General features: G+C 71.7%; 27 protein-coding genes. 7 read left to right on the forward strand and 20 right to left on the reverse strand.

From position 1 onward, the window contains the following. Positions 1 to 3: 3 nt before the first annotated feature. Positions 4 to 627, forward strand: a complete 624-nt coding sequence (locus LOK46_RS20935; RefSeq protein ID WP_273560346.1) for a riboflavin synthase — start codon at positions 4 to 6, stop codon at positions 625 to 627. A gap of 112 nt (positions 628 to 739) precedes the next feature. On the opposite strand, the gene LOK46_RS20940 is transcribed toward LOK46_RS20935, so the two are convergent. The 12 genes from LOK46_RS20940 to LOK46_RS20995 all read right to left on the reverse strand — a co-directional run bounded on the left by LOK46_RS20940 (position 740) and on the right by LOK46_RS20995 (position 12,242). After that, positions 740 to 1,168 (reverse strand): PaaI family thioesterase, encoded by a 429-nt coding sequence (locus LOK46_RS20940; RefSeq protein WP_273560347.1) that lies wholly within the window; start codon positions 1,166 to 1,168, stop codon positions 740 to 742. A gap of 265 nt (positions 1,169 to 1,433) precedes the next feature. Next, positions 1,434 to 3,005 (reverse strand): SpoVR family protein, encoded by a 1,572-nt coding sequence (locus tag LOK46_RS20945; protein WP_273560348.1) that lies wholly within the window; start codon positions 3,003 to 3,005, stop codon positions 1,434 to 1,436. Between the two features lie 34 nt (positions 3,006 to 3,039). Further along, positions 3,040 to 4,341 carry a YeaH/YhbH family protein gene (locus tag LOK46_RS20950; protein WP_273560349.1) on the reverse strand — a complete coding sequence of 434 codons (1,302 nt, stop codon included), beginning with the start codon at positions 4,339 to 4,341 and terminating at the stop codon, positions 3,040 to 3,042. Positions 4,342 to 4,534: 193 nt separating this feature from the next. Further along, positions 4,535 to 6,487 (reverse strand): PrkA family serine protein kinase, encoded by a 1,953-nt coding sequence (locus LOK46_RS20955; protein ID WP_020093872.1) that lies wholly within the window; start codon positions 6,485 to 6,487, stop codon positions 4,535 to 4,537. A 218-nt stretch (positions 6,488 to 6,705) separates the two neighbouring features. After that, entirely contained in the window at positions 6,706 to 7,149 is a 444-nt protein-coding gene (locus tag LOK46_RS20960) for an Ig-like domain-containing protein (RefSeq protein WP_273560350.1), read from the reverse strand. A gap of 120 nt (positions 7,150 to 7,269) precedes the next feature. Further along, positions 7,270 to 7,689 carry a hypothetical protein gene (locus LOK46_RS20965; protein ID WP_273560351.1) on the reverse strand — a complete coding sequence of 140 codons (420 nt, stop codon included), beginning with the start codon at positions 7,687 to 7,689 and terminating at the stop codon, positions 7,270 to 7,272. 79 nt (positions 7,690 to 7,768) lie between these two features. Next, complete coding sequence (locus LOK46_RS20970; RefSeq protein ID WP_273560352.1) at positions 7,769 to 8,257, reverse strand: MerR family transcriptional regulator; 489 nt, start codon at positions 8,255 to 8,257, stop codon at positions 7,769 to 7,771. Positions 8,258 to 8,390: 133 nt separating this feature from the next. Next, complete coding sequence (locus LOK46_RS20975) at positions 8,391 to 8,711, reverse strand: integration host factor subunit alpha (protein WP_020093876.1); 321 nt, start codon at positions 8,709 to 8,711, stop codon at positions 8,391 to 8,393. 167 nt (positions 8,712 to 8,878) lie between these two features. Then, positions 8,879 to 9,886: a beta-ketoacyl-ACP synthase III gene (locus LOK46_RS20980; protein WP_273564655.1), complete on the reverse strand. Its 1,008-nt coding sequence runs from the start codon at positions 9,884 to 9,886 to the stop codon at positions 8,879 to 8,881. A gap of 100 nt (positions 9,887 to 9,986) precedes the next feature. Continuing rightward, positions 9,987 to 11,021: a phosphate acyltransferase PlsX gene (gene plsX / locus LOK46_RS20985; protein ID WP_273560353.1), complete on the reverse strand. Its 1,035-nt coding sequence runs from the start codon at positions 11,019 to 11,021 to the stop codon at positions 9,987 to 9,989. 145 nt (positions 11,022 to 11,166) lie between these two features. Continuing rightward, entirely contained in the window at positions 11,167 to 11,676 is a 510-nt protein-coding gene (locus LOK46_RS20990; protein WP_273560354.1) for a YceD family protein, read from the reverse strand. After that, positions 11,673 to 12,242 (reverse strand): ubiquinol-cytochrome C chaperone family protein, encoded by a 570-nt coding sequence (locus LOK46_RS20995; RefSeq protein WP_273560355.1) that lies wholly within the window; start codon positions 12,240 to 12,242, stop codon positions 11,673 to 11,675. Before LOK46_RS20995 ends, LOK46_RS20990 begins: the two co-directional genes overlap by 4 nt. A gap of 155 nt (positions 12,243 to 12,397) precedes the next feature. On the opposite strand from LOK46_RS20995, the gene LOK46_RS21000 reads away from it, so the two are divergent. After that, positions 12,398 to 12,895, forward strand: a complete 498-nt coding sequence (locus LOK46_RS21000; protein ID WP_273560356.1) for an outer membrane protein assembly factor BamE — start codon at positions 12,398 to 12,400, stop codon at positions 12,893 to 12,895. On the opposite strand, the gene LOK46_RS21005 is transcribed toward LOK46_RS21000, so the two are convergent. The 4 genes from LOK46_RS21005 to LOK46_RS21020 form a co-directional block, all read right to left on the reverse strand. Next, positions 12,832 to 13,563, reverse strand: a complete 732-nt coding sequence (locus LOK46_RS21005; protein ID WP_273560357.1) for an HAD hydrolase-like protein — start codon at positions 13,561 to 13,563, stop codon at positions 12,832 to 12,834. The two genes, LOK46_RS21000 and LOK46_RS21005, sit on opposite strands and share 64 nt — an antisense overlap. Before the next feature lies 1 nt (position 13,564). Continuing rightward, a complete protein-coding gene (locus LOK46_RS21010) occupies positions 13,565 to 15,478 on the reverse strand; it encodes a PAS domain S-box protein (RefSeq protein WP_273560358.1) in 1,914 nt (637 codons plus the stop codon). Positions 15,479 to 15,580: 102 nt separating this feature from the next. Then, positions 15,581 to 16,672, reverse strand: a complete 1,092-nt coding sequence (locus LOK46_RS21015; protein ID WP_273560359.1) for an alkene reductase — start codon at positions 16,670 to 16,672, stop codon at positions 15,581 to 15,583. Between the two features lie 193 nt (positions 16,673 to 16,865). Next, on the reverse strand, positions 16,866 to 19,010 hold the full coding sequence (locus tag LOK46_RS21020; protein ID WP_273560360.1) for a sodium-translocating pyrophosphatase: 2,145 nt from the start codon (positions 19,008 to 19,010) through the stop codon (positions 16,866 to 16,868). 521 nt (positions 19,011 to 19,531) lie between these two features. Here LOK46_RS21020 and LOK46_RS21025 point away from each other — a divergent pair. Beyond that, positions 19,532 to 19,903, forward strand: a complete 372-nt coding sequence (locus LOK46_RS21025; RefSeq protein ID WP_273560361.1) for a hypothetical protein — start codon at positions 19,532 to 19,534, stop codon at positions 19,901 to 19,903. On the opposite strand, the gene thiL is transcribed toward LOK46_RS21025, so the two are convergent. The 4 genes from thiL to LOK46_RS21045 form a co-directional block, all read right to left on the reverse strand. Continuing rightward, entirely contained in the window at positions 19,823 to 20,818 is a 996-nt protein-coding gene (thiL, locus tag LOK46_RS21030; RefSeq protein WP_273560362.1) for a thiamine-phosphate kinase, read from the reverse strand. The genes LOK46_RS21025 and thiL overlap by 81 nt on opposite strands. A gap of 3 nt (positions 20,819 to 20,821) precedes the next feature. Continuing rightward, complete coding sequence (gene nusB / locus LOK46_RS21035) at positions 20,822 to 21,427, reverse strand: transcription antitermination factor NusB (protein WP_273560363.1); 606 nt, start codon at positions 21,425 to 21,427, stop codon at positions 20,822 to 20,824. Positions 21,428 to 21,438: 11 nt separating this feature from the next. After that, a complete protein-coding gene (gene ribH, locus LOK46_RS21040) occupies positions 21,439 to 21,933 on the reverse strand; it encodes a 6,7-dimethyl-8-ribityllumazine synthase (RefSeq protein WP_273560364.1) in 495 nt (164 codons plus the stop codon). Positions 21,934 to 22,052: 119 nt separating this feature from the next. Next, positions 22,053 to 22,640 (reverse strand): carboxymuconolactone decarboxylase family protein, encoded by a 588-nt coding sequence (locus LOK46_RS21045; RefSeq protein ID WP_273560365.1) that lies wholly within the window; start codon positions 22,638 to 22,640, stop codon positions 22,053 to 22,055. Between the two features lie 186 nt (positions 22,641 to 22,826). On the opposite strand from LOK46_RS21045, the gene LOK46_RS21050 reads away from it, so the two are divergent. Genes LOK46_RS21050 through LOK46_RS21065 form a run of 4 tightly spaced genes read left to right on the forward strand, consistent with a single transcriptional unit; the run spans position 22,827 to position 25,751 of the window. Continuing rightward, complete coding sequence (locus tag LOK46_RS21050; RefSeq protein ID WP_273560366.1) at positions 22,827 to 23,549, forward strand: SDR family NAD(P)-dependent oxidoreductase; 723 nt, start codon at positions 22,827 to 22,829, stop codon at positions 23,547 to 23,549. Beyond that, positions 23,546 to 24,757 carry a hypothetical protein gene (locus tag LOK46_RS21055; RefSeq protein WP_273560367.1) on the forward strand — a complete coding sequence of 404 codons (1,212 nt, stop codon included), beginning with the start codon at positions 23,546 to 23,548 and terminating at the stop codon, positions 24,755 to 24,757. The genes LOK46_RS21050 and LOK46_RS21055 overlap by 4 nt, the downstream gene beginning before the upstream one ends. Beyond that, positions 24,754 to 25,278 (forward strand): NUDIX hydrolase, encoded by a 525-nt coding sequence (locus LOK46_RS21060; protein ID WP_273560368.1) that lies wholly within the window; start codon positions 24,754 to 24,756, stop codon positions 25,276 to 25,278. Before LOK46_RS21055 ends, LOK46_RS21060 begins: the two co-directional genes overlap by 4 nt. Then, positions 25,275 to 25,751, forward strand: a complete 477-nt coding sequence (locus tag LOK46_RS21065; protein WP_443192831.1) for a TIGR02301 family protein — start codon at positions 25,275 to 25,277, stop codon at positions 25,749 to 25,751. Before LOK46_RS21060 ends, LOK46_RS21065 begins: the two co-directional genes overlap by 4 nt. Positions 25,752 to 25,832 lie beyond the last annotated feature (81 nt).

A 25,832-nucleotide genomic window follows, 5' to 3' on the forward strand; every position in this document is an offset into this window, starting at 1 on the left:
GCGATGTTCACGGGCTTGGTCAGCGCTGTCGGCACGGTCGTCTCGGTCTCGGGCGCGGGCGACCTGCGCCGGATCGCGATCCGCGCCTCCTACGACCCGGCGACGATCGCGCTCGGCGCCTCGATCGCCTGCGCGGGACCGTGCCTCACGGCGGTGTCGGTGGAGCCGGCCGAGGGCGGCTGCGTCTTCGCGGTGGACGCCGCCGCCGAGACGCTGGCGCGCACCACCGTCGGCACCTGGGCGGCGGGCACGCGGATCAACCTCGAGCGCTCGCTGAAGGTCGGCGACGAGCTCGGCGGCCACCTGGTCACCGGCCACGTCGACGGCCTCGCCGAGATCGTCGAGCGCGAGAGCGTCACGGCGGATGCCTGGGGCGCCAGCGAGCGCTTCACCCTGCGGGCGCCGGCCGCTGTGAAGCAGTTCATCGCCGAGAAGGGCTCGGTCTGCCTCGACGGTACCTCGCTCACGGTGAACGCGGTCCAGGTCGACCTGTTCTCGGTGCTGCTGATCCCGCACACGCTGCAGGTCACCACCTGGGGCGAGCGTCGCGCGGGGGATCGGCTCAACCTGGAGGTCGACCTGATCGCCCGCTACGCCGCCCGGCTCAGCGAGGCGCGGGCTGGCTGATCTGGGCACCCTCGTCGTTGCGAGCGGAGCGAAGCAATCCAGCAGCGCCACGCTCTCGCGTGTCGCGAAGCCCTGGGTTGCTTCGCTCCGCTCGCAATGACGGCCCAGCGCGTCAGCGCGGCGGGATCGAGTAGGTGCCGGTGGCGTGGCAGACGAGGTCGGGGCTGCCGACGGCGGTGATCGACACCTCGCCGACGGCGAGGCGCCGGCCGAGCTTGAGCAGCCGGCATTCGGCCACGAGATCCCCGGTGGCGGGCCTGCGCAGGAAGTTGAAGGTGAGGCTCGTCGTCACCGCGAGCGCCACGGGACCGATATTGGCCAGGATCGCCGCGTAGAGGGCGTAGTCGGCGAGCGCCATCATGGCCGGCCCCGACACGGTCGCGCCGGGACGCAGGAAGCGCTCGTGGGCTTCGAGCCGCATCCGCGCCGAGAGCGGTCCCACGGCCTCGAGGTGGTAGGCGCGCCCGCCCGCCTGCATCTGCGGGAACTCGCGGTCGAGGAAGTCGCTGGTCTCGGCGAGGGTGAGGATCGTGGCGGTCATCGCCTCATGCAGCACGGCGGTACCGCCAAGGCAATCACGCGGCGCTCCGAACCGTCGTCCTCATCGGAAGGTCCCAGTCGATCCGCCGGTGTCGTCTTCGCGAGCTACGCGAAGCGATCCAGTCGGCGCTACATTCACGGATGTCGCGCGCCCCTGGGTCACTTCACTGCGCTGGTGATGACAGAGGGCTGCCGCCATCGCGGGTTTCGGCCGGACGCCACATCAGGATGGTGACGCGACGGGAGGCGCCCTCCCGCCGTCCCGCTCAGAAGAAGATCGGCCGCGCGCTGGCGGTGATCTCGCCCAGCACCGCGCCGGTGGCCGGCTCGACCTCCTTGAGCACCACGTCGTAGCCCCAGAGGTCGGCGAGGTGCTGCAGCACGCGCTTGGCGTCGTCCTTCTGCAGGGTGATCCTGTTGATCGCCTTGTGGTGCAGGATCAGGCGCCGGTCGCCCTCCAGATCCACGTCCACCACCTCGATGTCGGGATCGAGCCACGCCACGTCGTACTGGCGCGCGAAGGAGCGGCGCAGCTTGCGGTAGCCGCGCTCGTCGTGGATCGCCTCCACCCGCAGCTCCGGCTCCTCCGGGTCGTCGACTACGTGGAACAGGCGCAGGTCGCGCATCAGCTTGGGCGACAGGAACTGCTGGATGAAGCTCTCGTCCCGGTAATTCTCCCAGCAGTCGCGCAGGACCGCCATGGCGTCGCCGACCCCGGCGATGTCGGGGAACCACGCCCGGTCCTCCTCGGTCGGCTGCTCGGCGATGCGGGCGATGTCCTGCATCATCGCGAAGCCGATTGCGTAGGGATTGTGGCCGCCGTAGGAGCGGTCGTCGTAGTTCGGCTGCCGGATGACGTTGGTGTGCGACTGCAGGAACTCCAGGTAGGCCGCCTCGGTGATCTGCCCGGATTCCGACAGGGCGTTCATGATCCGGTAGTGGCAGTAGGTGGCGCAGCCCTCGTTCATCACTTTGGTCTGGCGCTGCGGGTAGAAATACTGGGCGACCAGGCGGACGATGCGCAGGATCTCACGCTGCCACGGGCGCAGGCGCGGGGCGACCTTCTCCAGGAAGTAGAGGATGTTCTCCTGCGGCAGCTCCAGCAGCGCCTTGCGCCGCTCGGCCGCCAGGTCGGAGCGGACGGCGCCGGTCTTCTGCGGCAGGGTCCGCCAGAGGTCGTTGTAGATCTGCTCGCCGTGCTCGATCCGCTCGCGCTCGCGCCGCTGCTCGGAGGCGAGGTCCGGCCGCTTCTTGCGCGGGTAGCGGTGGACGCCCTGGCTCATCAGCGCGTGGGCGGCGTCGAGCACCTGCTCCACCGCCTGGTGGCCGTAGCGCTCCTCGCAGCGGGCGATGAAGCCTTTCGCGAAATCCAGGTAGTCCAGAATACCTTCAGCGTCGGTCCACTGCCGGAACAGATAATTGTTCTTGAAGAAGTGGTTGTGGCCGAAGGCGGCGTGCGCGATGACGAGCGTCTGCATCGTCGCCGTGTTCTCCTCCATGACGTAGGAGATGCACGGGTCGGAGTTGATGACGATCTCGTAGGCGAGCCCCATCAGGCCGCGGCGGTAGCCGGCCTCGTGCTGGGCGAAGTGCTTGCCGAAGGACCAGTGCTTGTAGAACAGCGGCATGCCGATCGACGCGTAGGCGTCGAGCATCTGCTCGGCCGTGATGATCTCGATCTGGTTCGGGTACCACGACAGGCCGAGCTGCGGCCCGGCCACCGCCTCGCAGGCGTCGTGGATCCGCCGGATCGTGTCGAAATCCCAGTCGTTGCCGGTGAACAGCGGCTTCTGGTTGCCCGCGATGATCTGGGGCGTGCGTGCCTTGACGAGCGTCATGCGGCCTCCCGATCGGTCGATGCGTGCGACGGCATCACGCCTCCGCCTCGGCGCGGCCTTCCTTGCGCCCGAACAGCTCGCGGAAGACCGGGTAGATCTCCCGGCGGTGGTTGACCTTGCGCATGGCGATCGGGCCCCCGGCCTTGGCGATCGCCTCGTAGGTCCGCCACAGGGTGGTGCGGTGCTCGACGAAGCCCGCGCGCGGGCCGTTCTCGTCCCCGACCTCCAGATAGGCGAAGTGCTGGCAGGCCGGCAGGATGTGCGACCGCAGCAGCTCCGTGGAGGTCGGACCGTCGGAGGAGACGTTGTCGCCGTCCGAGGCCTGGGCGGCGTAGATGTTCCAGTCGTTGGGGTCGTAGCGCTCGGCGATGACGCGCTTCATCTCCACCAGGGCCGATGAGACCAGGGTGCCGCCGGTCTCGCGCGAGCCGAAGAAGGTCTCCTCGTCCACCTCGGTCGCCCGGTCGGTGTGGCGGATGAACACGATCTCGACGTGCCGGTAGCGGCGCGTCAGGAAGATGTGCAGCAGGATGTAGAACCGTTTGGCGAGGTCCTTCATGTGCTCGGTCATCGAGCCGGACACGTCCATCAGGCAGAACATCACCGCCTGCGCGATCGGCCGCGGGTAGGGCTCGAACCGACGGAAGCGCAGGTCGATCGGATCGACGTAGGGGATGCGCTTCGCGCGCTCGCGCAGCCGGAACAGCGCCTGCTCCAGGTCCGGCCGCTCCGGATGCCCCTCGGCGAGGGCGTCGAGCCGGGCCTCCAGGGCCGCGACCTCGTCGGGCTTCGGGCGCTTGAGGGCGATCCGCCGCGACATCGAGTTCCGCAGGGTGCGGGTGAGCGCGAGGTTCGCCGGCGAGCCGGTGACCGTGTAGCCCGCCCGGCGCAGGCCTTCCGTCTCCACCACGGCCAGCCGCCGCTTGGCGAGGTCGGGCAGTTCCAGATCCTCGAGGAAGAGCTCCAGGAACTCCTCGCGGGTGAGCACGAAGCGGAACGCGTCCTCGCTGTTCTCGCCGCCCTCCCCGCCCTCTCCGGAGCCGCGACCGCCGCCGCTGCCCGGGGGGCGCTCGATCGTGTCGCCCTCCACGTAGGTCTTGTTGCCCGGCAGGATGTGGTCCTGCAGGCCCGTGCCGGGCTGGCGCGAGAAGCGCGGCTCGCGGACGCCGTCCACCGGCACGGTCACGCGGCCGTCCTTGCCGAGGTCCTTGATGTCCTTCTCGCGGGCGGATTCCCGCACCGCGCGCTGGGCCACGTCCTTCACGCGCCGCAGGAAGCGCTGGCGGTTCGGGAGGCTCTTGCCGCCCGGGTTCAAACGTCGGTCGACGATGTGCATCCGCTGCGAAAACCCTCGTCCGCGTGCTCCGGCCGGGCCTGGACCCTTGTCGTACCATGCCGCCACCGGAGGAATGGATCCTCCTTTCGCAGCAGGGCCGAGATCTTCGCCGGCCGGTCGTCCGAAACTGTGGCGGCGGAGGGTCGGAACGGGGCCCGGCCGACCGAGCGGGCCGGTCGAGCCCCGTCGCCCCTCAGCCGGCCTGCTTCACCCGCATGTACCACTCCACCAGGCGGCGGACCTGCCGCTCGGTGTAGCCGCGCGCCACCATGCGCTCGACGAACTCGCCGTGCTTCTTCTCGGTCTCGCCGTCCTTCTTCGAGCCGAAGGAGATCACCGGCAGCAGCTCCTCCACCTGGGAGAACATCCGCCGCTCGATCACCTCGCGCAGCTTCTCGTAGCTGGTCCAGCTCGGGTTGCGGCCGCCGTGCTGCGCCCGGGAGCGCAGGGCGAACTTCACCACCTCGTTGCGGAAGTCCTTCGGGTTGGCGATCCCGGCGGGCTTCTCGATCTTGGTCAGCTCCTGGTTCAGGAGTTCCCGGTTCATCAGCTGGCCGGTCTCGGCGTCCTTGAAGTCCTGGTCCTCGATCCAGGCGTCGGCGTAGTCGATGTACCGGTCGAACAGGTTCTGCCCGTAATCGTGGTACGATTCGAGGTAGGCCTTCTGGATCTCGTGGCCGATGAACTCCGCGTAGCGCGGGGCCAGTTCGGTCTTGATGAATTCCAGGTACTTCTTCTCGGTCTCGGGCGGGAGCTGCTCGCGGCGCAGCGACTGCTCCAGCACGTACATCAGGTGCACCGGGTCGGCCGAGACCTCGGTGGTGTCGTGGTTGAAGGTCGCGGCCAGCACCTTGAAGGCGAAGCGGGTCGAGATCCCGTCCATGCCCTCGTCGACGCCGGCGGTGTCCTTGTACTCCTGCATCGAGCGGGCGCGGGGATCGACCTCGCGCAGGCTCTCGCCGTCGTAGACCCGCATCTTCGAGAAGACGTTGGAATTGGCGTGCTCGCGCAGCCGCGAGAGCACCGAGAACCGCGCCAGCATCTCCAGCGTGCCGGGCGCGCAGGCCGCGTCCGACAACTCCGAGCCGGAGATCAGCTTCTCGTAGATCCGCTGCTCCTCGGTGACGCGCAGGCAGTACGGGACCTTGATCACGTAGATCCGGTCGATGAAGGCCTCGTTGTTCTTGTTGGTCTTGAAGGTCTGCCACTCGGCCTCGTTCGAGTGGGCCAGGATCACGCCGGTGAAGGGGATCGCGCCGATATTCTCGGTGCCGACGTAGTTGCCCTCCTGCGTCGCGGTGAGCAGCGGGTGCAGCATCTTGATCGGCGCCTTGAACATCTCGACGAACTCGAGGATGCCCTGGTTCGCCCGGTTCAGGCCGCCCGAGTACGAGTAGGCGTCGGGATCGGCCTGCGACAGCGTCTCCAGCCGGCGGATGTCGACCTTGCCGACGAGCGACGAGATGTCCTGGTTGTTCTCGTCGCCCGGCTCGGTCTTGGCGATGGCGATCTGGCGCAGGCGCGAGGGCCGGACCTTGATCACCTTGAAGCGCGAGATGTCGCCGTTGAACTCGTCGAGGCGCTTCAGCGCCCAGGGGCTCATCAGGCCGGTCAGCCGCCGGCGCGGGATGCCGTAGCGGCGCTGGATCTCCTCGCCCATCGTCTCGGGGTCGAACAGACCCAGCGGGCTCTCGAAGACCGGCGACACTTCGTCCCCGGCCTTGAGTACGTAGACGGGGTGGACCTCCATCAGGAGCTTCAGCCGCTCGGCCAGCGACGACTTACCGCCGCCCACCGGCCCGAGCAGGTAGAGGATCTGCTTGCGCTCCTCCAACCCCTGCGCCGCGTGGCGGAAGAACGAGACGATCCGCTCGATCGTCTCCTCCATGCCGTAGAATTCGCGGAAGGCCGGGTAGGTCCGGATCGTCCGGTTCATGAAAATCCGGCCGAGGCGCGAATCCCTGGCGGTGTCCACGAATTCCGGCTCGCCGATCGCCGCGAGGATGCGCTCGGCGGCCGAGGCGTACATCAGGGGCTCGTCGCGACAGGCCTCGAGATACTCGGAGAGCGTCATCTCCGTGTCGCGGCGGGCCTCGTACCCTCGGGCGAAGCTCTGGAAAAGGTCGTTCGTCGCATGCATCGGCATTCGATAACCCTCTCAGACCGTGACAGCTTCATCCTGTCTCGGCTCGGATGCAACCGACAGGCCCGCTTTTGTCGCAGTGCGGCGAGCGTGGCGCCCGGCATGTCGATTGCATGCAACACTCCGGAGCGCTGAAGGCGGCACAGACGAGACTCCGTGCCGCCCCCGGGCGGCTGCCCCGGCGGCAGAACTGGGCAGATACCGTTTCGGCCGGAGCCTGCTCACAAATCCGTGCCCTCTTTCTTGCCGTCGTCTCCCGATTTGGCGCCCGCGCCCCCGACCGTGATCTTGACGGTCTGCGTCTGGACTTGGCCGTCGGAGCTCTTGACCTCGAACGTCACTTCGTCGGTGCCGGTGAAGCCGTTGTTGGGCTGGTAGAACAGCGCCTGGACGGCCGCTTCCTTGTTGGGACAGCGGTAGCTCGCCGGCGTCTTCAGCTTGCCGACCTTGGTGATCACCGACCCGTTCTTCGGCGGACCCGAGACCTTGAACTCGGGCATCGGCCCAGGAGAACAGTCCTTCTTGAGGTTCGGGGCGATCTCGATGCGGACCGTCTTGCCGGGCGCCACCGTCTTGGTTCGGCTGGACGGCGCCTGGGCCAGGGCGGGCCCGGCCAGTGCCATGCTCCCTGCGAGCAGCGCGGCGAGCGGACGTAGGGCAATCATGGCAGCGTCTCTCCAAAGCCGACCCGGGACCTCTCCCCGAACACGCGTCCGGATGCCCCGTTCATCGGTCCAGACCATGTGGGGACGCCCTGCACGGGCGTCGAGGGCCGGGGCGGCGGCTTAATTCTGGAGGGCCGCCGCGACGATCCCGGTGATGCGGGCGATCTGCGCGGCGTCGAACTCGCCGGCCAGCGCGGCGGCGAGCCGCCCCTCGACCCGCGCCCGCTCCCCGGCATCGGCGACCGGCACGGGGGGAATCTCGTCCTCGGCCAGCCGGCAGACCCGGCGGATCGTCTCGGCGGCCGCCAGGAGTTTCTCCCGGTCGGTGGGACCCATCTCCCACAGGGGGTTGCGCAGGCGGCTGATCACCCGCTTGGCGTCGCGATACTCCCGGTCGACGCCGGTGGCCGCCTCGATCTGGCTGACGAGGAACATCAGTTCCAGGACCTCGGAGGCCGCCTCCGGGCAGGAGCGGACGATCCGCATGATGCGGGCCATCAGTTCCTGGCTGGGCGTCAACTTGGGTTTGGGCGCGGCCATGCGGGCGACAACGCAAGTTGTTGCCGGAAAGTTCGCCTGCCGCGTGTGCGGGGCGGCCCGTCGGGTCCGGCGGGGCCGCTCAGACCTCCGCGTCGGGCAGGTCCCGCAACCCGTCGAGCAGGGCGCGGCAGGCGCGCAGCTCGTCCAGGGCCTCGGCCAGGGCTGCCCGATCCAAGGCGCCGAGCGCGTCGCCCCGGGTCCCGGCCTCGGTCTCGACCTCCTGGAGCAGGGGCTCGGCCGCCACGGCCTCGCCGCGACCGACGGCCTGCACGAAGCGGACGCCGTTCTCCTTGAGGACCCGCTGCGCCCCCGCGATGGTGTAGCGCTGCACGTGCAGGAGGTGGCGGATGCCGGCGACGAGCTCGATGTCCTGGGGCCGGTAGTAGCGCCGACCGCCCGCCCGCTTCACAGGGCGAATCTGGCCGAAGCGGGTCTCCCAGAACCGCAGCACGTGCTGGGGCACGTCGAGTTCCTCGGCCACCTCGCTGATCGTCCGGAACGCGTGGGCGCTCTTCTCGCCGATCCCGGTCGGCGGTTCGTCGGTCGAGGCGGCGAGGGCTGGCGGCATGGGCGTCTTACGGAGCGGAGCGAAGAGGCCCGATCTTGACGGCTCCCGGGACCGCACTCAAGCCCGAGGAGCCGGGCAGCCCGGCCGCTCTCCCGGCCGCTCTCTCGGCGCCCTCCCAGACGGCGACGCGGGCTCACTCGTCGTCGTGATCGCCCGCGCCGTTCAGGCCGTTGATCTTGGCCTTGAGCACATTCGAGGGCTTGAACACCATCACCTGGCGCGGCTCGATCGCGACCTCGACCCCGGTCTTGGGATTGCGGCCGACGCGCTTGCCCTTGCTGCGCACCACGAAGGAGCCGAACGAGGACAGCTTCACCGTCTCGCCGCTCGCGAGGCAGCTGCAGATCTCGGAAAGCACGGTCTCGACGAGGGCGGCCGACTCGGTCCGCGACAGGCCCACCTGATGGTAGACGGCCTCGCTCAAGTCGGCGCGCGTCACCGTCTTGCCTGCCATGCCGTGTCCCCTCGCCCGCATCGCTCGCCCCATGACGCGTGGCGCAGCACCCTTGGCCGCGCCGAACGCTGAAGGCGTATCCCTATGATCCGGCACGCTAATCGGCGCTCCGCCCCCGGTCAACCGCGCCGGAGCAGCGAATTGTTTCGGGCACGCCGTCCGCGGCCTCACCAGCGGATCAGCGCCGCGCCCCAGCTGAACCCGCCGCCGATCGCCTCGATCATCACGAGGTCGCCGGCCCGGATGCGGCCGTCCCGCCGCGCCACGTCGAGGGCCAGAGGAATCGAGGCCGCCGAGGTGTTGCCGTGGCGGTCCACCGTCAGGACGATCTTGTCCCGGGCGACCCCGAGCTTGTCGGCCGAGGCCTCGATGATGCGGCGGTTGGCCTGATGCGGCACGAACCAGTCGAGCTCCTCCGCGGTGATGCCCGCCTGCGCGAAGGCCTCGACGATGACGTCGGTGACCTGACCCACGGCGAATCGGAACACGTCGCGGCCCTCCATGCGCAGGTGGCCGGTGGTGCCGGTGGAGCCCGGGCCGCCGTCGACGTAGAGCTTCTCCCGATGGCGACCGTCCGACCGCAGACTCGCGCTGAGGACGCCGCGGTCGCCGGCCCCCTCCTGCGCCTCCAGCACGACGGCGCCGGCCCCGTCGCCGAACAGCACGCAGGTGGTGCGGTCCTCCCAGTCGACGATCCGCGAGAAGGTCTCGGCGCCGATCACGAGGGCGCGGCGGGCGGCCCCCGTGGTCAGGAACTTGTCGGCGGTCGAGACCGCGAAGACGAAGCCGGCGCAGACCGCCTGCAGGTCGAAGGCCGCGCCCTGATGGATGCCCAGCGCCGACTGGATCTGCGTCGCGGTCGCCGGGAAGGTGTGATCCGGCGTCGAGGTGGCGCAGATCACGAGGTCGATGTCGTCCGCGGTCAGGCCGGCATCGTCCAGGGCGGCCTTGGCCGCGCGCGTGCCGAGGACCGAGGTGGTCTCGTCGGGCCCCGCGAGGTGGCGCTGGCGGATCCCGGTCCGCTGGACGATCCACTCGTCGGAGGTGTCCACCCGCTCGGCCAGATCGGCGTTCGTCACCACCCGCGCGGGCAGGCTCGATCCGGTCCCGACCACCACCGAGCGCAGAGGGGGGACGCGCCGGTGCTGCTCGGGGTCAGTGCGGAGGGTTGCCATCATTGTCCTTCCCGGACGACACCAGCTTCACAATCTTCGGTTGTGAAGCCGCGGGCGTCCGATTTCCATCCCGTCCGTCGACGGAGGCCCGGGGCCGGCGTCAGGCCGGCGCCAGCGCCGCCGTCTGGTCGAGCATCTCGCGGATCGTGCGGATCATGTCGTGCCGCGCCATGTCGTGCGCCAGATCGATCGCCGCGGCGAAGCCCTGCGCGTTCTCCGAGCCGTGGCTCTTGATGACGATGCCCTCGAGGCCGAGGAACACCCCGCCGTTGGCCCGGCTCGGGTTCATCTTGTCCTTGAGGGCCTTGAAGGCCTGCCGCGCGAACAGGGCGCCGATCTTGGCGGCCAGCGTCCGGGTCATGGCGGCGCGGAGGTACGTGCCGATCTGCTTGGCGGTGCCCTCGGCGGTCTTGAGGGCGATGTTGCCGGTGAACCCCTCGGTCACCACCACGTCGACCGTGCCGCGGCCGAGATCCGTGCCCTCGACGAAGCCGTGATAGGCGAGGCCGGGGCTCTCCATCTCGCGCAGGATCCGGGCGGCCTCCTTGACCGCCTCGTTGCCCTTCATCTCCTCGGTGCCGACGTTGAGCAGGCCGACGGTGGGGCGGTCGAGGTCGAACACGATGCGCGCCATGGCCGAGCCCATCACGGCCATCTCGACGAGGTGCTCGGCATCCGTGCCGATGGTGGCGCCGACGTCGAGCACGACGCTCTCGCCGCGCACCGTCGGCCACAGGCAGGCGATGGCGGGCCGCTCGATGCCCGACATGGTCTTCAGGCAGATCTTCGACATCGCCATCAGCGCGCCGGTGTTGCCGGCCGACACGCAGGCATCGGCCTGCCCGTCGCGGACCGCCTGGATCGCCTGCCACATGGACGACTTGCCCCGGCCCTGGCGCACCGCCTGGCTCGGCTTGTCGTCCATGGCCACGGCCACGCTGGTGTGGCGGATCTCGACGCAGTCCTTGAGCCGGGGCTCCTTGGCCACGAGCGGCGCGATCACGGCCTCGTCGCCGAACATCAGGAAGGTGGTGCCGGGATGGCGCTCCCGGGCCAGGGCCGCGCCGGGCACGACCGTGGTGGGCCCGTGGTCGCCACCCATGGCGTCGAGCGAGATGCACACGCGTTGGGACATGTCGGTAGCGGGTCGCGGGTCTCGGCGGGAAAGGGGTTCGGACGTCGGCGGGACGAGGCCCGCCGGGCGCGGCGGACCATAGCGATACCGGCCCGGCGGGCAAATGAAATCGGGCGGCCGGCGGTTCCGGCCGGGCGCGGCGGCCTCAGCCGTCGCGGAGCTTGCGCAGCCCGTCGAGGGGTCCCGCATCGTCGCCCGCCACGACCGGCTCGAAGGCGATGCCGGGCTTGCGCGGGTACGGGTCGAGGCCCAGCGCCAGGAACTCGGCGGTAAGCGCGCCGAAATCGACGCGGCCGCCGACAAGGGGGTCGGGGATGTCGGCGTCCTCGGCATCGGTGCCGGCGAGCCTGTCGGTGTCGGTGAACACCACCTCGACCGGCTCGCGGACCGGCGCCTCGAAGGGTTCGAGGCTGACGGTGCAGACCTGGGTCACCAGGGCCTCCACGGTGCCGGTGACGGTGAGGCGGCTGGTCGCCCCCTCGATGGCGAAGCGCCCGACGAGGTCGCGGATCCCCGGGATGCCGAAATCGGCGGCCAGCGCCGCGCACTCGGCCGGGGTCGCCTCCACGGTGACGGCGCCGCGCCCCTGGGGCAGGCGCTCGACGTTGACCCAGCGCGCGAGCGGGAAGCTGTCCTGGCTGGCATCGCGGCTCATGCGCGTCCTCCGTCGTCGGTGCCGGCCGGTGCCGGCGCGAAGCCGTCGGGCTCCGGGAAGGGCGGCCCGGCCCCGAGCAGCCCGTCGAGATCGGCCCCGGCGAGGGCGGCGTCGGCCGCCCGCACGTAGGCGGCGAGACCGCGCCCGTCCCCCTCGCCGCCGAGCACGTTGCGGGCGAGGGCGGCCTCCAGGGCCACGCCGTCGCCGGCCTCCAGGGCCGCGTCGTAGCCCTCGGCCCGGCCGTAGAAGGCGGCGCCGAGCTTCTTCATCCGCTTGGACACGCCCATGTCGCCGACGCCCAGCTCGCGCAGGGAGGCGTCGAGCTGGGTGAAGACGGAATTCACCAGATCCTGCGCCACCTCGGCGGCCGGCGGCGGCAGCCGGTTCAGCCGGCGCAGGACCAGGATCGCGTGCAGGCACAGGGACTCGAACCGGCCCTCCACGGTGTCGGGCACCCCGAGATCCGTGTAGAGGCCCGGCCGGCGCGCGGCCTGGCTCAGGGCGACGTGCAGCCCCTCGACGGCGCGGCGTCGCGCGCCCGCGCGGCGGAACAACCCGGCGATCATCGATGCGGAACCCCGGCCCTCTGTGGCCAAGCTTGCCTTGTCAAAGCCATAACCCCGCGGTACGGCAACCCACGCCCTGGGCGCAAGCGCCGTCGGAGTTCCGTGCCGGCGACGACGGTCGCGCCCCGTCCGTCAACACGCTCTCTGGGGGCCCGATGCGGCGCCGTTTCGTCCAGTCCTTCGCGCGCCTCGCCCTGCTCGGCCTCGCGGCAAGCGGCCTGTCCGGCTGCATCGGCGAGGAGCTGCGCCACGGCTACCAGGTCGATCAGGCGGCGCTCGCCACGATCAAGCCCGGCATGAGCCCCGAGCAGGTGCTGCAGATCCTCGGCACGCCGTCGACCGTGTCCACGGTCGGCAACAAGTCCTGGTACTACATCTCGCAGAACACCCGCCGGACGATCATGTTCCTGGGCGAGCAGGTCGAGGACCAGAAGGTCACGGCGGTCTACTTCTCGCCCGCCTTCAAGGTCGAGCGGGTGGCGCTCTACGGCCTGCAGGACGGCCGGATCTTCGACTTCATCGAGCGCACGACGCCGACGAGCGGCGCCGACCGCGCCTTCCTCAGCCAGCTGTTCCGCGGCCTGACCCGCTACGAGCCGTTCGGCAGCGGCAGCGGCACCAGCGTCGTGCCGGGCGCCAATCGCGGCATGTGACCGGCCTCGCCCGCCACGAGGCGGGCGATCGCCCCCGGCTCCGGGAACAGGTGCTCGGGGCCAAGGGACGCGAGGGCCCGCGGGTCGGTGTAGCCCCAGGCCACGGCGCCGAACGGGCAGCCCAGCGCCCGCGCCGCCTCGAGGTCGCGGATCTCGTCGCCGACGCAGAGGGCCCGGTGCGGCGGAACCCCGGTCCGCGCGAGCAGCGCCCGCAGCCGGCGCGCCTTGCCGAAGATCGAGGCCCCGCAGGCGTAGGTGCCGATCCGGGCGGCATTGTTCGGCCCGAGCACCCGCCGCACCGTGTCGGCGCGATTCGACGACAGGATCGCCATCGGCACGCCCGCCTCCGCGATCGCGGCCAGCATCGCCGGGACGCCGGGAAACAGGGCGATCTGCGCCGCGTCGCGGGCGGCCAGCGCGTGCATGTGGCGGGCGATGAGCGGCAGCTTCCAGCGCGAAATGCCGAGATGGGCGACGATCGCCCGGGCGCCCAGGAGCCGGAGTTCCTCGACCTCGTGGGCCTCGACCCGGCGGAACCGGTAGCGGTCGGCGACGCCGTTCAGCACCGAGCAGAACCACGCGAAGCTGTCGGCCAGCGTGCCGTCGAAATCGAGGACGACGAGACCCGGCCCGGCCGCGGCCGGCATCCGGGCCGGCATCCGGGCCATGTCAGGTCCGCAGGTTCTCGAGCGGGACGCTGAGCCGCATCAGGAGACCGCCCGGCGCCCAGTCGTGCTCCAGCTCCCCGTCGAGCTGGCCGGCGACGCTGCGCTCGGCCAGCACCGTGCCGAACCCCTTCCGGGACGGCGCGCCGGCGACCTGCGGGCCGCCCTCCTCGCGCCAGGTCAGCGTGTAGCGGCCCGCCTCGCGGATCCCGCTCAGCGAGACGGCGCCCTCCCGGGTCGAGAGACCGCCGTACTTGACCGCGTTGGTGGCCTGCTCGTGCATGATCAGCGCGAGGGCCGTGGCGGTGCGCTCGCCGATCTCGGCATCGTCCCCGGAGATCACCACGCGGGCCCGCCCGTTCTCCTCGTAGGCGGCCATGATCAGGCGCATCAGCCCCAGCACCGTCTGACCGGCGACCGGCGGGGCGCTGTCGGGCGAGTGCGGGCGGACGTACTCGTGGGCCCGGGCCAGGGCGCCGAGCCGCTCGCGGAACGCGGCCACGAAGGGCTTGGCCGCGGGGTCGGTCCGGGCGGTCAGGGCGGCGAGGCCGCCGACCACCGCGAAGATGTTCTTGATGCGGTGGGACAGCTCGCGGATCAGCAGATCGCGGGCCTCCTCGGCGCGCTTGGCCTCGCGCAGGTCGCGGGTGACCGTGGCGTAGCCGAGCTCGGCCCCGGTCGGGTCGCGCACGGGGAAGATGTTGTAGAGCACCGCCAGGGGCTCGCCGGTGACGAAGTGGCGGAAGGCGAGTTCACCCTCCCAGAACCCGTCGCGGCGCACCGCCGGCATCACGGTCTCGGCCAGGATCCGGCGGCTCTCGTCGGTGAAGAAGTCGGGAATCGTGCGCGCGCGGGCGGCCGCGAGATCGGGCAGTCCGACCAGGGCCATGGCCGCCTCGTTGAGATGGGTGATCGCGCCCTCGAGGGTGCTGAGCCCGATGAAGTCCTTGGAGGTCTCGACGATCGCCGCGAGCTTGCGGGCCTCGGCCTCGGCGCGCTTCAGGTCGTCGATGTCGGTGCAGGTCCCGAACCAGCGCTCGATCCGGCCCTCGGCGTCCCGGATCGGCATGGCCCGACCGAGGGTCCAGCGATAGTCGCCGCTGTGGTGGCGCAGGCGATACTCGATCTCGTAGGGCTCGCCGGTCGCGAGGCAGTGGCGCCAGCGCGCCCAGGCCCTGTCCTGGTCCTCGGCATGGAACACCCCGTTCCAGGCCTCGCCGTCGGTGGAGCCGTACGGGACGCCGGTGAACTCGTACCAGCGGTCGTTGTAATAGTCGTGGAACCCGTCCGGCCGGGTGGTCCAGACCATCTGGGGCATCGCCGAGGTCATCACCCGGAAGCGGCGCTCGCTCGCGGCGATCTCCGCCTCGCGGGCGGCGACCTGCGCCAGCGTCCGGCGGTGCTCCAGCAGGCTGGAGATCTGGCGCGCCAGCGCCAGCAGGGTCGCGGTCTGCTCCGAGTCGAGCCCTTCCGGCCGCGGGACGCGGTCCAGCACGCACAGCGCGCCGAGCGGGATGCCGTGGCTGCCCCGGATCACCGCGCCCGCGTAGAAGCGGAAGGCCGGCGCCCCGGTCACCAGGGGATTCTCCGTGGTCCGCGCGTCGGCGGTCAGGTCCGGGATGATGAGGAGGTCGCCGGCCTCGATCGTATGGGCGCAGACCGAGCAGGTGATCGGCAGCTCGCGCTTGCCGAGGCCCACCTCCGACTTGAACCATTGCCGCTCGGCATCCACCAGGCTGACCAGCGCGACCGGGGCCCGGCAGACGTAGGCGGCGACCCGCACGAGGTCGTCGTAGAGCGGCTCCGGTTCGGAATCGAGGATCGCGAGGTCGCGCAGTTCGGCGATCCGGGCCGCGGCGCTCCAGCGCCCGTCGGTCGGTCCGGCTTCCGCGAGCGCGTGAGGTGCAGGCACATCCATGGTCCTGCCGTCACATAGGTGCGCGACGGTCCGCTGCCAAGGAACCGCCGCGCTTTCCTGCCGCACCCGTTCGGGGCGCGGCAGACGTCCCGACATGGCGCGTCAGGCGGCGCGGGACTCCGTGCGGGTCGGATAGTCGACGTAGCCCTCGGGGCCCTGGCTGTACCACGTCGCGGCGTCGTCCTTGTCGAGCGGCGCGCCCTTGGCGATGCGCTCGACAAGGTCCGGGTTGGCGATGAAGGTCCGGCCGAACGCGATGGCGTCCGCCTCGCCGGCATCCAGGACCTTCTGGCCGCTGATCCCGTCGTAATCGGCGTTCAGGATCATCGGGTTGCGGAACACGCGCCGCATCGCCGGGGCGATCGGCGGGTGGTCGGCCTTGCCGAACGTGCCGTTCGGTCCCGGCTCGCGCATCTCCAGGAAAGCGATCCCGGCATCGGCGAGCGCCTGGGCGGCGGCTACGAACAGCGGCTCCGGATTCGAGTCGTTGCAGCCCTGGATCGCGCCGTTCGGCGAGAGGCGCACGCCCGTGCGCTCCGGCCCGGCGACCTTTGCCACCGCCTCGGTCACCTCGCGCAGGAGCCGCACGCGGTTCTCGATGGAGCCGCCGTACTGGTCGGTGCGGTGATTGGTGCCGTCGCGGAGGAACTCGTCGATCAGGTAGCCGTTCGCGGCGTGGATCTGCACCCCGTCGAAGCCGGCCGCCAGGGCGTTGGCGGTGGCCCGCTCGTAATCGGCGAGCAGGCGCGGGATCTCGGACACCTCCAGAGCGCGGGCCTCGCTGTAGGGCTTCTTGCCGGAATAGGTGTGGGCCTGGTCGGGGGCCGTCGTGGGCGAGGACGAGACCGGCTTGGCGCCGCCGAGGAAGTCCGAATGGACCATCCGGCCCATGTGCCAGATCTGGCAGACGATCTTGCCACCCTTGTCGTGAACGGCCTTCACGATCGGCCGCCACGCGTCGACCTGGGCGTCGGACCAGATGCCCGGCGCGTAGGGCCAGCCGAGACCCTCCTGGCTGATGCCGGTGGCCTCGGTGAGGATCAGGCCGGCGCCGGCGCGCTGGGCGTAGTACTCGGCCATGATCGGTGTCGGAACGTGCTCGCGGGTGCCGCGGCCGCGGGTCAGCGGCGCCATGAAGATGCGGTTCTTCGCCTCGATGGCGCCGATGCGGATCGGGTCGAGCAGGGACGGCATGGGTTACCTCGTGCTGGTGCGGCGGGGGCCGCGTCCGGGTTTAATCCGGCGCCGAGGTGGCGCTGCGGCGCCGCGATGCCAAGGTGCTGCGCCGCGGAGCTGACCGTCGCGTGCGGGGGCGCACACGGCGAAACGGAGAGGGCCGGGCTCGCGGAGAGCCCGGCCCCGTCGGCCGATCCGGACCTCGCAGAACTCAGCTATGCGCCAGCACGGCGAGCAGCAGCAGGGCGATGATGTTGGTGATCTTGATCGCCGGGTTCACCGCCGGACCGGCGGTGTCCTTGTAGGGGTCGCCCACCGTGTCGCCGGTCACCGCCGCCTTGTGGGCCTCGGACCCCTTGCCGCCGTGGTGGCCGTCCTCGATGTACTTCTTGGCGTTGTCCCAGGCGCCGCCGCCCGAGGTCATCGAGATCGCCACGTAGAGGCCGGTGAGGATCACGCCGAGCAGGCTCGCGCCCACGGTGGCGAAGGCTTGGCTCTTCCCGGCGATGAACTGGATCACGAAGAACAGCACCACCGGCGACAGGACCGGAAGCAGCGAGGGGACGATCATCTCCTTGATCGCCGCGCGGGTCAGCATGTCCACCGCCCGCCCGTAATCCGGCCGGTCGGTGCCCTGCATGATCCCGGGCTTCGCCCGGAACTGGCGCCGGACCTCCTCGACCACCGCGCCCGCCGCGCGCCCGACCGCCGTCATGGCGATGCCGGCGAACAGGAACGGGATCAGGCCACCGAGCAGCAGCCCGACCACGACGTAGGGGTTGGAGAGCGAGAAATCGACGCTGACCCCCTGGAAGAAGCGGTACTGCGTCGGGCTCGCATTGGCGATGAAGTAGTTCAGGTCCGACGTGTAGGCGGCAAACAGAACCAGCGCGCCGAGGCCCGCCGAGCCGATCGCGTAGCCCTTGGTCACCGCCTTGGTGGTGTTGCCGACCGCGTCGAGGGCGTCCGTCGACTTGCGCACCTCCGAGGGCAGGCCCGCCATCTCGGCGATGCCGCCGGCATTGTCGGTGACGGGTCCGAAGGCGTCCAGCGCCACGATGAAGCCGGCCAGGGCCAGCATGGCGGTCACCGCGATGGCGATGCCGAACAGGCCGGCGAGCGCGTAGGTGCTGATGATGCCCGCCACGATCACGATGGCCGGGAGCGCGGTCGATTCCAGCGAGATCGCGAGTCCCTGGATCACGTTGGTGCCGTGCCCGGTCACCGAGGCGTCGGCGATCGACTTCACCGGACGGAAGTTGGTGCCCGTGTAGTACTCGGTGATCACCACGATCAGCGCCGTGATGGCCAGCCCGATCACCGCGCAGCCGAACAGGCCGGCCGACGTGAAGGTCACGCCGGTCGAGGTGGTGAAGCTCGTCGAGAACCCGCCGAGCAGGGTCATGTTGACGGCCGCGATCGCCGCGATCGACAGCACGCCGGCGGCGATCAGGCCCTTGTAGAGGGCGCCCATGATCGACTGGTTCGCCCCGAGCCGCACCGCGTAGGTGCCGGCGATCGAGGTGAGGATGCAGGCCGACCCGATGGCTAGCGGGTACAGCATCATCGGCTCGAGGACGTCGCGGCCGCTCCCCGTCGAACCGGAGAAGAAAATCGCGGCCAGAACCATCGTGGCGACGACCGTGACCGCGTAGGTCTCGAACAGGTCGGCCGCCATGCCGGCGCAGTCGCCGACATTGTCCCCGACGTTGTCGGCGATCGTGGCGGGGTTGCGCGGATCGTCCTCCGGGATGCCGGCCTCGACCTTGCCGACGAGGTCGCCGCCGACATCGGCGCCCTTGGTGAAGATGCCGCCGCCGAGGCGGGCGAAGATCGAGATCAGCGAGGCGCCGAAGCCCAGCGCCACGAGGGCGTCGATCACCTCGCGGCTCGACGGATCGAGATGGGCCGCGCGGGTGAGGAACAGGTAGTAGAGGGCGACCCCGAGGAGCGCGAGGCCCGCCACCAGCATGCCGGTCACCGCCCCCGACTTGAAGGCCACGTCGAGGCCGCCGCCCAGCGAGGTCGAGGCGGCCTGGGCCGTGCGGACATTGGCCCGCACCGAGACGTTCATGCCGATGAAGCCCGCCGCCCCCGACAGCACGGCACCGATCAGGAAGCCGACCGCGACCTTGATCCCGAGGAAGACCGCGAGGAGGACGAACAGGACGACGCCGACGAGGCCGATCGTCGTGTACTGCCGCCGGAGATAGGCCTGCGCGCCCTCGGCGATGGCGGCGGCGATCTCCTGCATACGCTGCGTGCCGGCGTCGCGCCGCATCACGTCGAGAATCGTGACGATGCCGTAGGCGACGGCGCAGAGCCCGCCCGCGATGATCAGGACCAAGGGAATCATTCGACCGTCCTTGTTATTATCGTGCCTGGCGTGGGCTTGTGATTGTCGAGCTTGGCCGCCGGACGACGGCCATGGGACGCGGTGCTCGGATTCGGGGCTTTCCTTCCCAGAACAATGCCTTGATTGCCAAACTTCGCCGGTGAGCGCAAACGCCGCGTGGGCGAACCGGACGGGGATCGAGCGTCATGGCACAGTGCGAATAGGCCTCACGGACCCGCAAAACTGCATTATGTTGCAGATCCTGTTTCTCCTCGGCCGATGACGGCCTGTTTCCACAGGCGCTGGGAGACGGTTCAGAGCCGTTTGTGTTCGGGTCGGGACGGAGGCGATCGCCGAGCCCGTGCCGAACGCGGCACGGGTCCTCTCTCCTGTGCGGGAAACGGAGCTTGGCGCGGTCGTCTCGACCGGGGAGGCCCGTCTCTCAAACCGGACAGCCTGGTCCGGCACGGCGCCCGCGGTTGTTAACCTCGCCTTAACCAACCAATATTCTATTTTTGGTTGTATTCTCACGGGGGCTCGCCATGAGCAGCGACCAGGCCGCCAAGCTGGCGGCGACGATCGAGGTGTTGAGCGGCGCGGTCGGGTTCCTGATCGCCGAGCGGGTCGCGGCGCAGCCGATCACGATCCAGGACGACCTGCTGTCCGTGCTGCAGCGCGCCCTGTCCCGGGCGCCCGGCGCGGGCGGGGACCCGGTCGGCCGCTGGATTCCGGTGGTCGCCGCCGAGATGATCGGGGAGGTCCGGCGCCAGATCGGCCACCCGGTCGGGGACGCCGCCGACCCGATGACCGCGGGACCGGACGCGATCTGGGCGTCAGAAGTGGCTGAAGGCCCCGGCCGCGAACACGCGCTCGGCGCCATCGCGCATTTCGAAGCGCGGCGGGCCGTCGCCTGAGGTGACGGTGCCGATGGCGGCGATCGCGATCCCGGCCGCCGCGGCCTCGGCCCCGAGATCCGCCAGGCGCTCCGGCGCCACGGTGCAGAGGATCTCGTAATCGTCGCCGCCGGTCAGGACCGCCTCGATCAGGGCGGGCTCCGCCGCGCAGGCGCGCCGGGCGGCCTCCGAGAGCGGCACGTCGGCTATCGCCACCCGGGCGGTGCGGCCCGCGCCCAGCATCTTGGCGAGATCGCCCGCGAGGCCGTCGGACACGTCCATGGACGCCGAGGCGTGGCGGCGGACCGCTGCCGCGGCGGCGAGCCGCGGGCGCGGGTGCAGGTAGCGGTCGGCGAGTTCGGCCCGCAGCGCCGGGTCGAGGCCGGCCGCCCAGAGGGCACCGGGCGCCAGGCGCATCCGCAGGCCGAGGGCGGCGTCGCCGACCGTGCCGGTGACGCAGATCCGGTCGCCGACCCGCGCGGTGGTGCGCCGCACGATGGCGCCGGTCGGCACCTCGCCGAACAGGCTCACCGAGATCAGCGCCGGCCCGCCGGAGCGCACCGTGTCGCCGCCGAGGAGCGGGCAGCCGGCCTCCGCGGCCGCCGCGCCGAGCCCCTGCGCGAAGCCCGCGAGCCAGGCCTCCGTCCAGTCGTCGGGGAGCGCCAGGGTCAGCAGGAAGCCGCGCGGGACCGCGCCCTTGGCGGCGATGTCGGAGAGGTTCACGCCGAGGGCCTTGCGGGCGATCGAGGCCGGCGGATCCTCGGCGAAGTAGTGGATCCCCGCCACCACGGCGTCGGCGGTGAGGACGAGGTCGTGGCCCGGCGCGGGCGTCAGCGTGGCGGCGTCGTCCCGGAGCCCGTCGGCGCCCGGCCCCGCGAGCGGGGCGAAGTAGCGGGCGATCAGCCCCTCCTCGGAGGCGCGGGCCGGCCCGGCCAAGGCTCAGGCCTTCCCGGCCGACGGTTTCGCAGCCGCAGGTTTGCCGGGGAGCGGCTTGGACGAGCCCGGCTTGCCGGAGGCCTTCGGGGCCCCGACCTCGCCCGGCCGGACCTCGCGGGCGACCCGATCGAGGACGGCGTTGACGAGGCCCGGCTCGTCGGCCGTGTAGAAGCTGTGGGCGACGTCAACGTATTCCGAGATCGCCGCGGCCGCCGGCACGTCGCGGCGGAACATCAGTTCGTAGGCGCCCGCCCGCAGGATCGCCCGGAGCACGATCTCGATGCGCCGCAGCGGCCAGCCCTGGGTGAGGGCCTGGTCGAGCTTCGGGTCGATGGCCCGCTGCTCCTCGACCGTGCCGCGCAGCAGGTCGCGGAAGAAGGCGGTCTCGGCCGGGGGATGGGCGATCCCGTCGACCTCCTGGCCGATCCAGAAGGCCTCGAACTCGGCAAGGGCGTCGAGCACGCCCTTGCCGGAGACGTCCATCTCGTAGAGCGCCTGCACCACCGCGAGGCGGGCGCCGCTGCGCAGGCTGATCTTGGCGGGGGCGCCGGCCGGCTCCGCGCCGGTCTCCGCGCTGGTCTCCGGCTGGGTGTCGGGGGTCCCGGTCATGGGGGTATCCGTCATCGGGTGCGCGCGGACTCGGCCGCCCGCTTCAGGGCGAGCACGCCGAGCGCCGCCTCGGCGGCACCGCCGCCCTTGTTCATCTCGGCGACCCGCGCGCGGGCGAGCGCCTGCGCCTCGGTCTCGACCGTGAGGATGCCGTTGCCGAGCGGCACGCGGCGCTGCACCGACAGGTCCATGAGCGCCCGGGCGCTCTCGCCGGCGACGATGTCGTAGTGGCCGGTCTCGCCGCGGATCACGCAGCCGAGCGCCACCACGGCGTCGTAGGCGCCCGCGTCGAGCAGGATCGCCACCGCGGCCGGGATCTCGAGGGCCCCCGGCACGGTCACCACGGTGGCCTGCGCGTCGGCGGCCGCGATCGCCGCCAGGGCGCCGGCCAGGAGTTCGTCGGCGATCGCGTCGTAGTAGCGCGCCTCGACCACGAGGATCCGGGCGCCGGCGAGCGCCGGGTCGGTGGGCTTGGGCGCCGAATCGGCGCGGGTATGGGCGACCATGGCTCTCGTCCGGCCGGATTTTCGGGAACGGGCGGGCGGCACGTCGGGCCCCCGCACGGGGAAGGACGGTTAGACCGAAGCGGCCGGCGCCACAAGCCGCGCCTGCGCGGGACGGAAGCCTACCCGGCCAGCGGCGGCAGCGGCGGCGCCGCCGGCCCGTCCGTCGGCAGCGCCGTGCGGGCGACGTTCATCGTCATGGCGAGCAGCGCGTAGTAGCCGTTGATGCCGGTGAGATCGATCGCGCCCTGCTCGCCGAAGCGTGCGACCAGGGCCGCGTAGGTCGCGTCGCTCACCGCCCGATTGCGCATCAGCTCGGTCGAGAACGCGTAGGCGAGCGCCTCGTCGGCGCTCATCGTGTCGGGGCGGCGCCCCTCGGCCAGCGCCCGCGCGGTCTCGGGGGCGACCCCGGCCTCGAGGGCGATCGGGTGGTGGATCGCCCACTCGACCGGCTGGCTCCAGTCCCGCGCCACCACCAGGATCGCGAACTCGCTGATCCGCAGCGGCAGGACGCTGCCGTAGCGCAGGTACTGGCCCATCCGGCTCGCGCACAGCATCAGCTCGGGGCTGCGCAGGAGCGGCACGAACGGTCCGAAGACCGGGACGCCGCGCTCGGCCCGGAACGCGGCCGCGGCCGCGGCCTGCGCCGGGGACAGGCTGCCGCCCGGGATTTCCGGCATGCGCTCCGCGCTGGTCTGCCCGCTGGCCATGCGTGTCCCCTCCCCTGCATCCGTCCTGCATCCGCGCCGGCACGCGGCCCGCTCTGGATTTCCAGTGCCCGTGCGCCTAGACCATTGGGGCTCACCGGCACGCACCGCGCCCGACCGGGCGGCGATCCCTGAACGCCAGCGAGGCTTACGGCTTTGGCCCTCCCCGTCAACGAACGCCGGCGCATCATGCTGCTCACGGGCGCGAGCCGGGGCATCGGCCACGCCACCGTCAAGCGCTTCTCGGCCGCGGGCTGGCGGGTGATCACCTGCTCGCGCCACGCCTTCCCGGAGAATTGTCCGTGGGAGATGGGCCCCGAGGATCACCTGCAGGTCGACCTCGCCGACGCGCAGGACACGGCCCGCGCCGTCGAGGAGGTTCGGGGCCGGCTCGCCGCCGAGGGCGGGGTGCTGCACGCGCTGGTCAACAATGCCGGCATCTCGCCGAAGGGGCCGGAGGGCGAGCGCCTCGGCGCGCTGGCCACCGAGTTCGACACGTGGCAGCGGGTCTTCCAGGTCAACCTCTTCGCCACGATCCTGCTGGCCCGGGGCCTGCGCGAGGAGCTCGCCCGGGCCAAGGGCTCGGTCGTCAACGTGACGTCGATCGCCGGCTCGCGCGTCCATCCCTTCGCGGGGGCGGCCTACGGCACCTCCAAGGCGGCGCTGGCGGGCCTGACCCGCGAGATGGCCGCCGATTTCGGGCCGCTCGGCGTGCGGGTGAACGCGATCTCGCCGGGCGAGATCGACACGTCGATCCTGTCGCCCGGCACCGAGAAGCTCGTCGAGCAGATCCCGCAGCGGCGGCTCGGCACGCCGGACGAGGTCGCCAAGGCGATCTACTTCCTGTGCACCGAGGCCTCCTCCTACGTGAACGGGGCCGAACTCCACATCAACGGCGGCCAGCACGTTTGACCAGATCGGGCGCTTCCTCAGGCGCTTCCTCGGGCGCGGCGTCCGCGCGCCGGTCCCCGGCGCCGGGCCGCGGGCGGCGCGCGCTCGTCCTATGCCTCCTCGCGTGCGTCGCGCCCGTCGCGGCGGCGCGGGCCGAGCCCGGGATCCGGATCCTCGACCTGCCCTTCAAGGTGCGGGCGCTGCGCGGCTCGCGCAGCGAGGCCGCGGTCTCGGTGGCGACGTCCGGGCTCCTGCCGATCACCGGCGGCACGACAGGCGCAAAGGCCGGCGCGCAGGGTGGTGCGCAGAGCGGTGGCCGGCAGGCCGGCGACGAGGAGAGCGCGCCGATCGCCGTGGTCTGGGGCGACGACGGCGGCGCCGTGCTCGCCCTCGCCGAGGGCAGCGTCACCGTGCGACCGATCGGCAGGGAGGCGGTCGAGGGGCTGACCGCCGCCGAGACGCCGCGCGGGGCCCTGCCGGGCTCGCGCCGCGCCCTCTCGGGGCCCCTGAGCGCCTACCTCACCGGGCGCACCCGCGCCCCCGACGGCAGCGCGGCCGCCGCGGTTCTGACGATCCGCGAGCGCCAGCCGATGGCGGTGAGTACCGATCCGAAGCCCGTCCCCGTGGCCACCGTGACGGTGCCGGCGGGGGGCGAGGCGGTGTTCGCGCCCCTGCGGCCGCGCCTGCTGCGCCTTGGGGGCCGCCCGGCTCTGCTGGCGGCGACGCTCTCCGGCGCAGATGCCGGCGGCCTCGCGCTGATCGACCGGCCCGCCGGCGATCCGGGCGCTGCCTGGGCCGTCGCCGCCCGCACGCCCGCCCAGCCGGGTCCGCCCCTCAAGATCGCCGGCATCGCGGATTTCTCCGGGTCCGGCGCCACCCAGGCCGCGACGGTCAGCGCCAAGGGCAGGCTCCAGCTCTGGACGCTGCGTCCCGACGCGATCGAGCCCGCCGGCGAGGCCGCGGGCTACGCGGCGGGCGACGGCGATTCGGATCTCGCCGTGAACGATCCGGCCGGCGGCAGCCCCGAACTCGTCCTGCCGGTGGCGGGCCGGCCGGAGATCGCCTTCGTGGCGGCCAAGGGCGGCCTGCACGAGCGCGCGCGCGTGCTCCTGCCGGCCCCCGCCGAGACCGGCATCGTCGTCCTCGGCGAGGGCGCGGCGGCACGGCTGCTCGTCGGCCTCGCCGACGGGCGCGTGGCCGTCGTGGCACCCGACGGGGGCAAGCCGTGAGCGCGGGCGCACCGGATCCCGACAGCCGCCTGTTCCCGGCCCGGCCCTTCGTGGGGGCGTCGATCGCGGTGATCCGCGGCGACCGGGTCCTGCTCGCGGCGCGGGCCAACGAGCCGATGCGCGGCGTCTGGACGCTGCCGGGCGGCCTCGTGGAGGCGGGCGAATCCCTGGCCGAGGCGGCCCTGCGCGAACTGTCCGAGGAGGTCGGCCTGCTCGCGGAAGTGGTCGGCGTGCTCTCGCCCACCGAGATCATCGTCCGCGACGAGGCCGGCCGGGCCCGGCATCACTACGTCGTCCACCCGCACGCCGCCCTGTGGCGCGGCGGCGAGCCCGTTGCCGGTCCCGAGGCCCTGGGCACCCGGTGGGCGACGCTCGCGGAGGTCGCGACCCTTCCGACCACCCCCGGCTTGGTCGACACCCTGCGCGAGGCCTTCGCGCGGGTGGCGGCCCGGGGCGCGGACGGGAGCGCGGACGGGGGCCCGGACCGCGCAGGGATGCAGGGCGAGGGGGCGACGGCGTGAGGCGCCCCACGACCCTCCTGTGCCTGCTGGCGCTCCCGTCCCTGCTGGTGCTCCTGGCCGGCCCGGTCTCCGCGCCGGCCCAGGCGCAGCAGCGCTCCGGCCGGAGCGGCGCGCCCGCCAAGGAAGCCGCGAAGGAGCCACCCAAGGAGGCGACCGCCCCCGCGGACGTGCCCGCGCCCTACGACCGCGACCTGATGCGCATGTCCGAGATCATCGGCGCCCTGGCGTTCCTGCGGAACCTCTGCGCGGCCCCGGACGCGGCCGACTGGCCGGCGCGCATGAAGGCGCTGATCGACTCTGAGGGCGTGACCCCGGCCCGCCGCGACAGGCTGGCCGGCGCCTACAACCGCGGCTACCGCGGCTACGCGCTGACCTACCGGGTCTGCACGCCCGCGGCCCACGAGGCGGCCGCCCGGTACGTCGCCGAGGGCGACCGGCTGTCGCACGCCCTGGCCGGGCGTTTCGGAGGGTGATGCAGGCGCAACACACGGGGCGGCGATGCCGGCGAAACATCGGATTTGAGCGCCCGCGTTAACCGATCCGAAATTCTCGGC

The sequence above is a fragment of the Methylobacterium sp. NMS14P genome, assembly GCF_028583545.1.
In the GTDB taxonomy this organism is placed as follows: Bacteria; Pseudomonadota; Alphaproteobacteria; order Rhizobiales; family Beijerinckiaceae; genus Methylobacterium.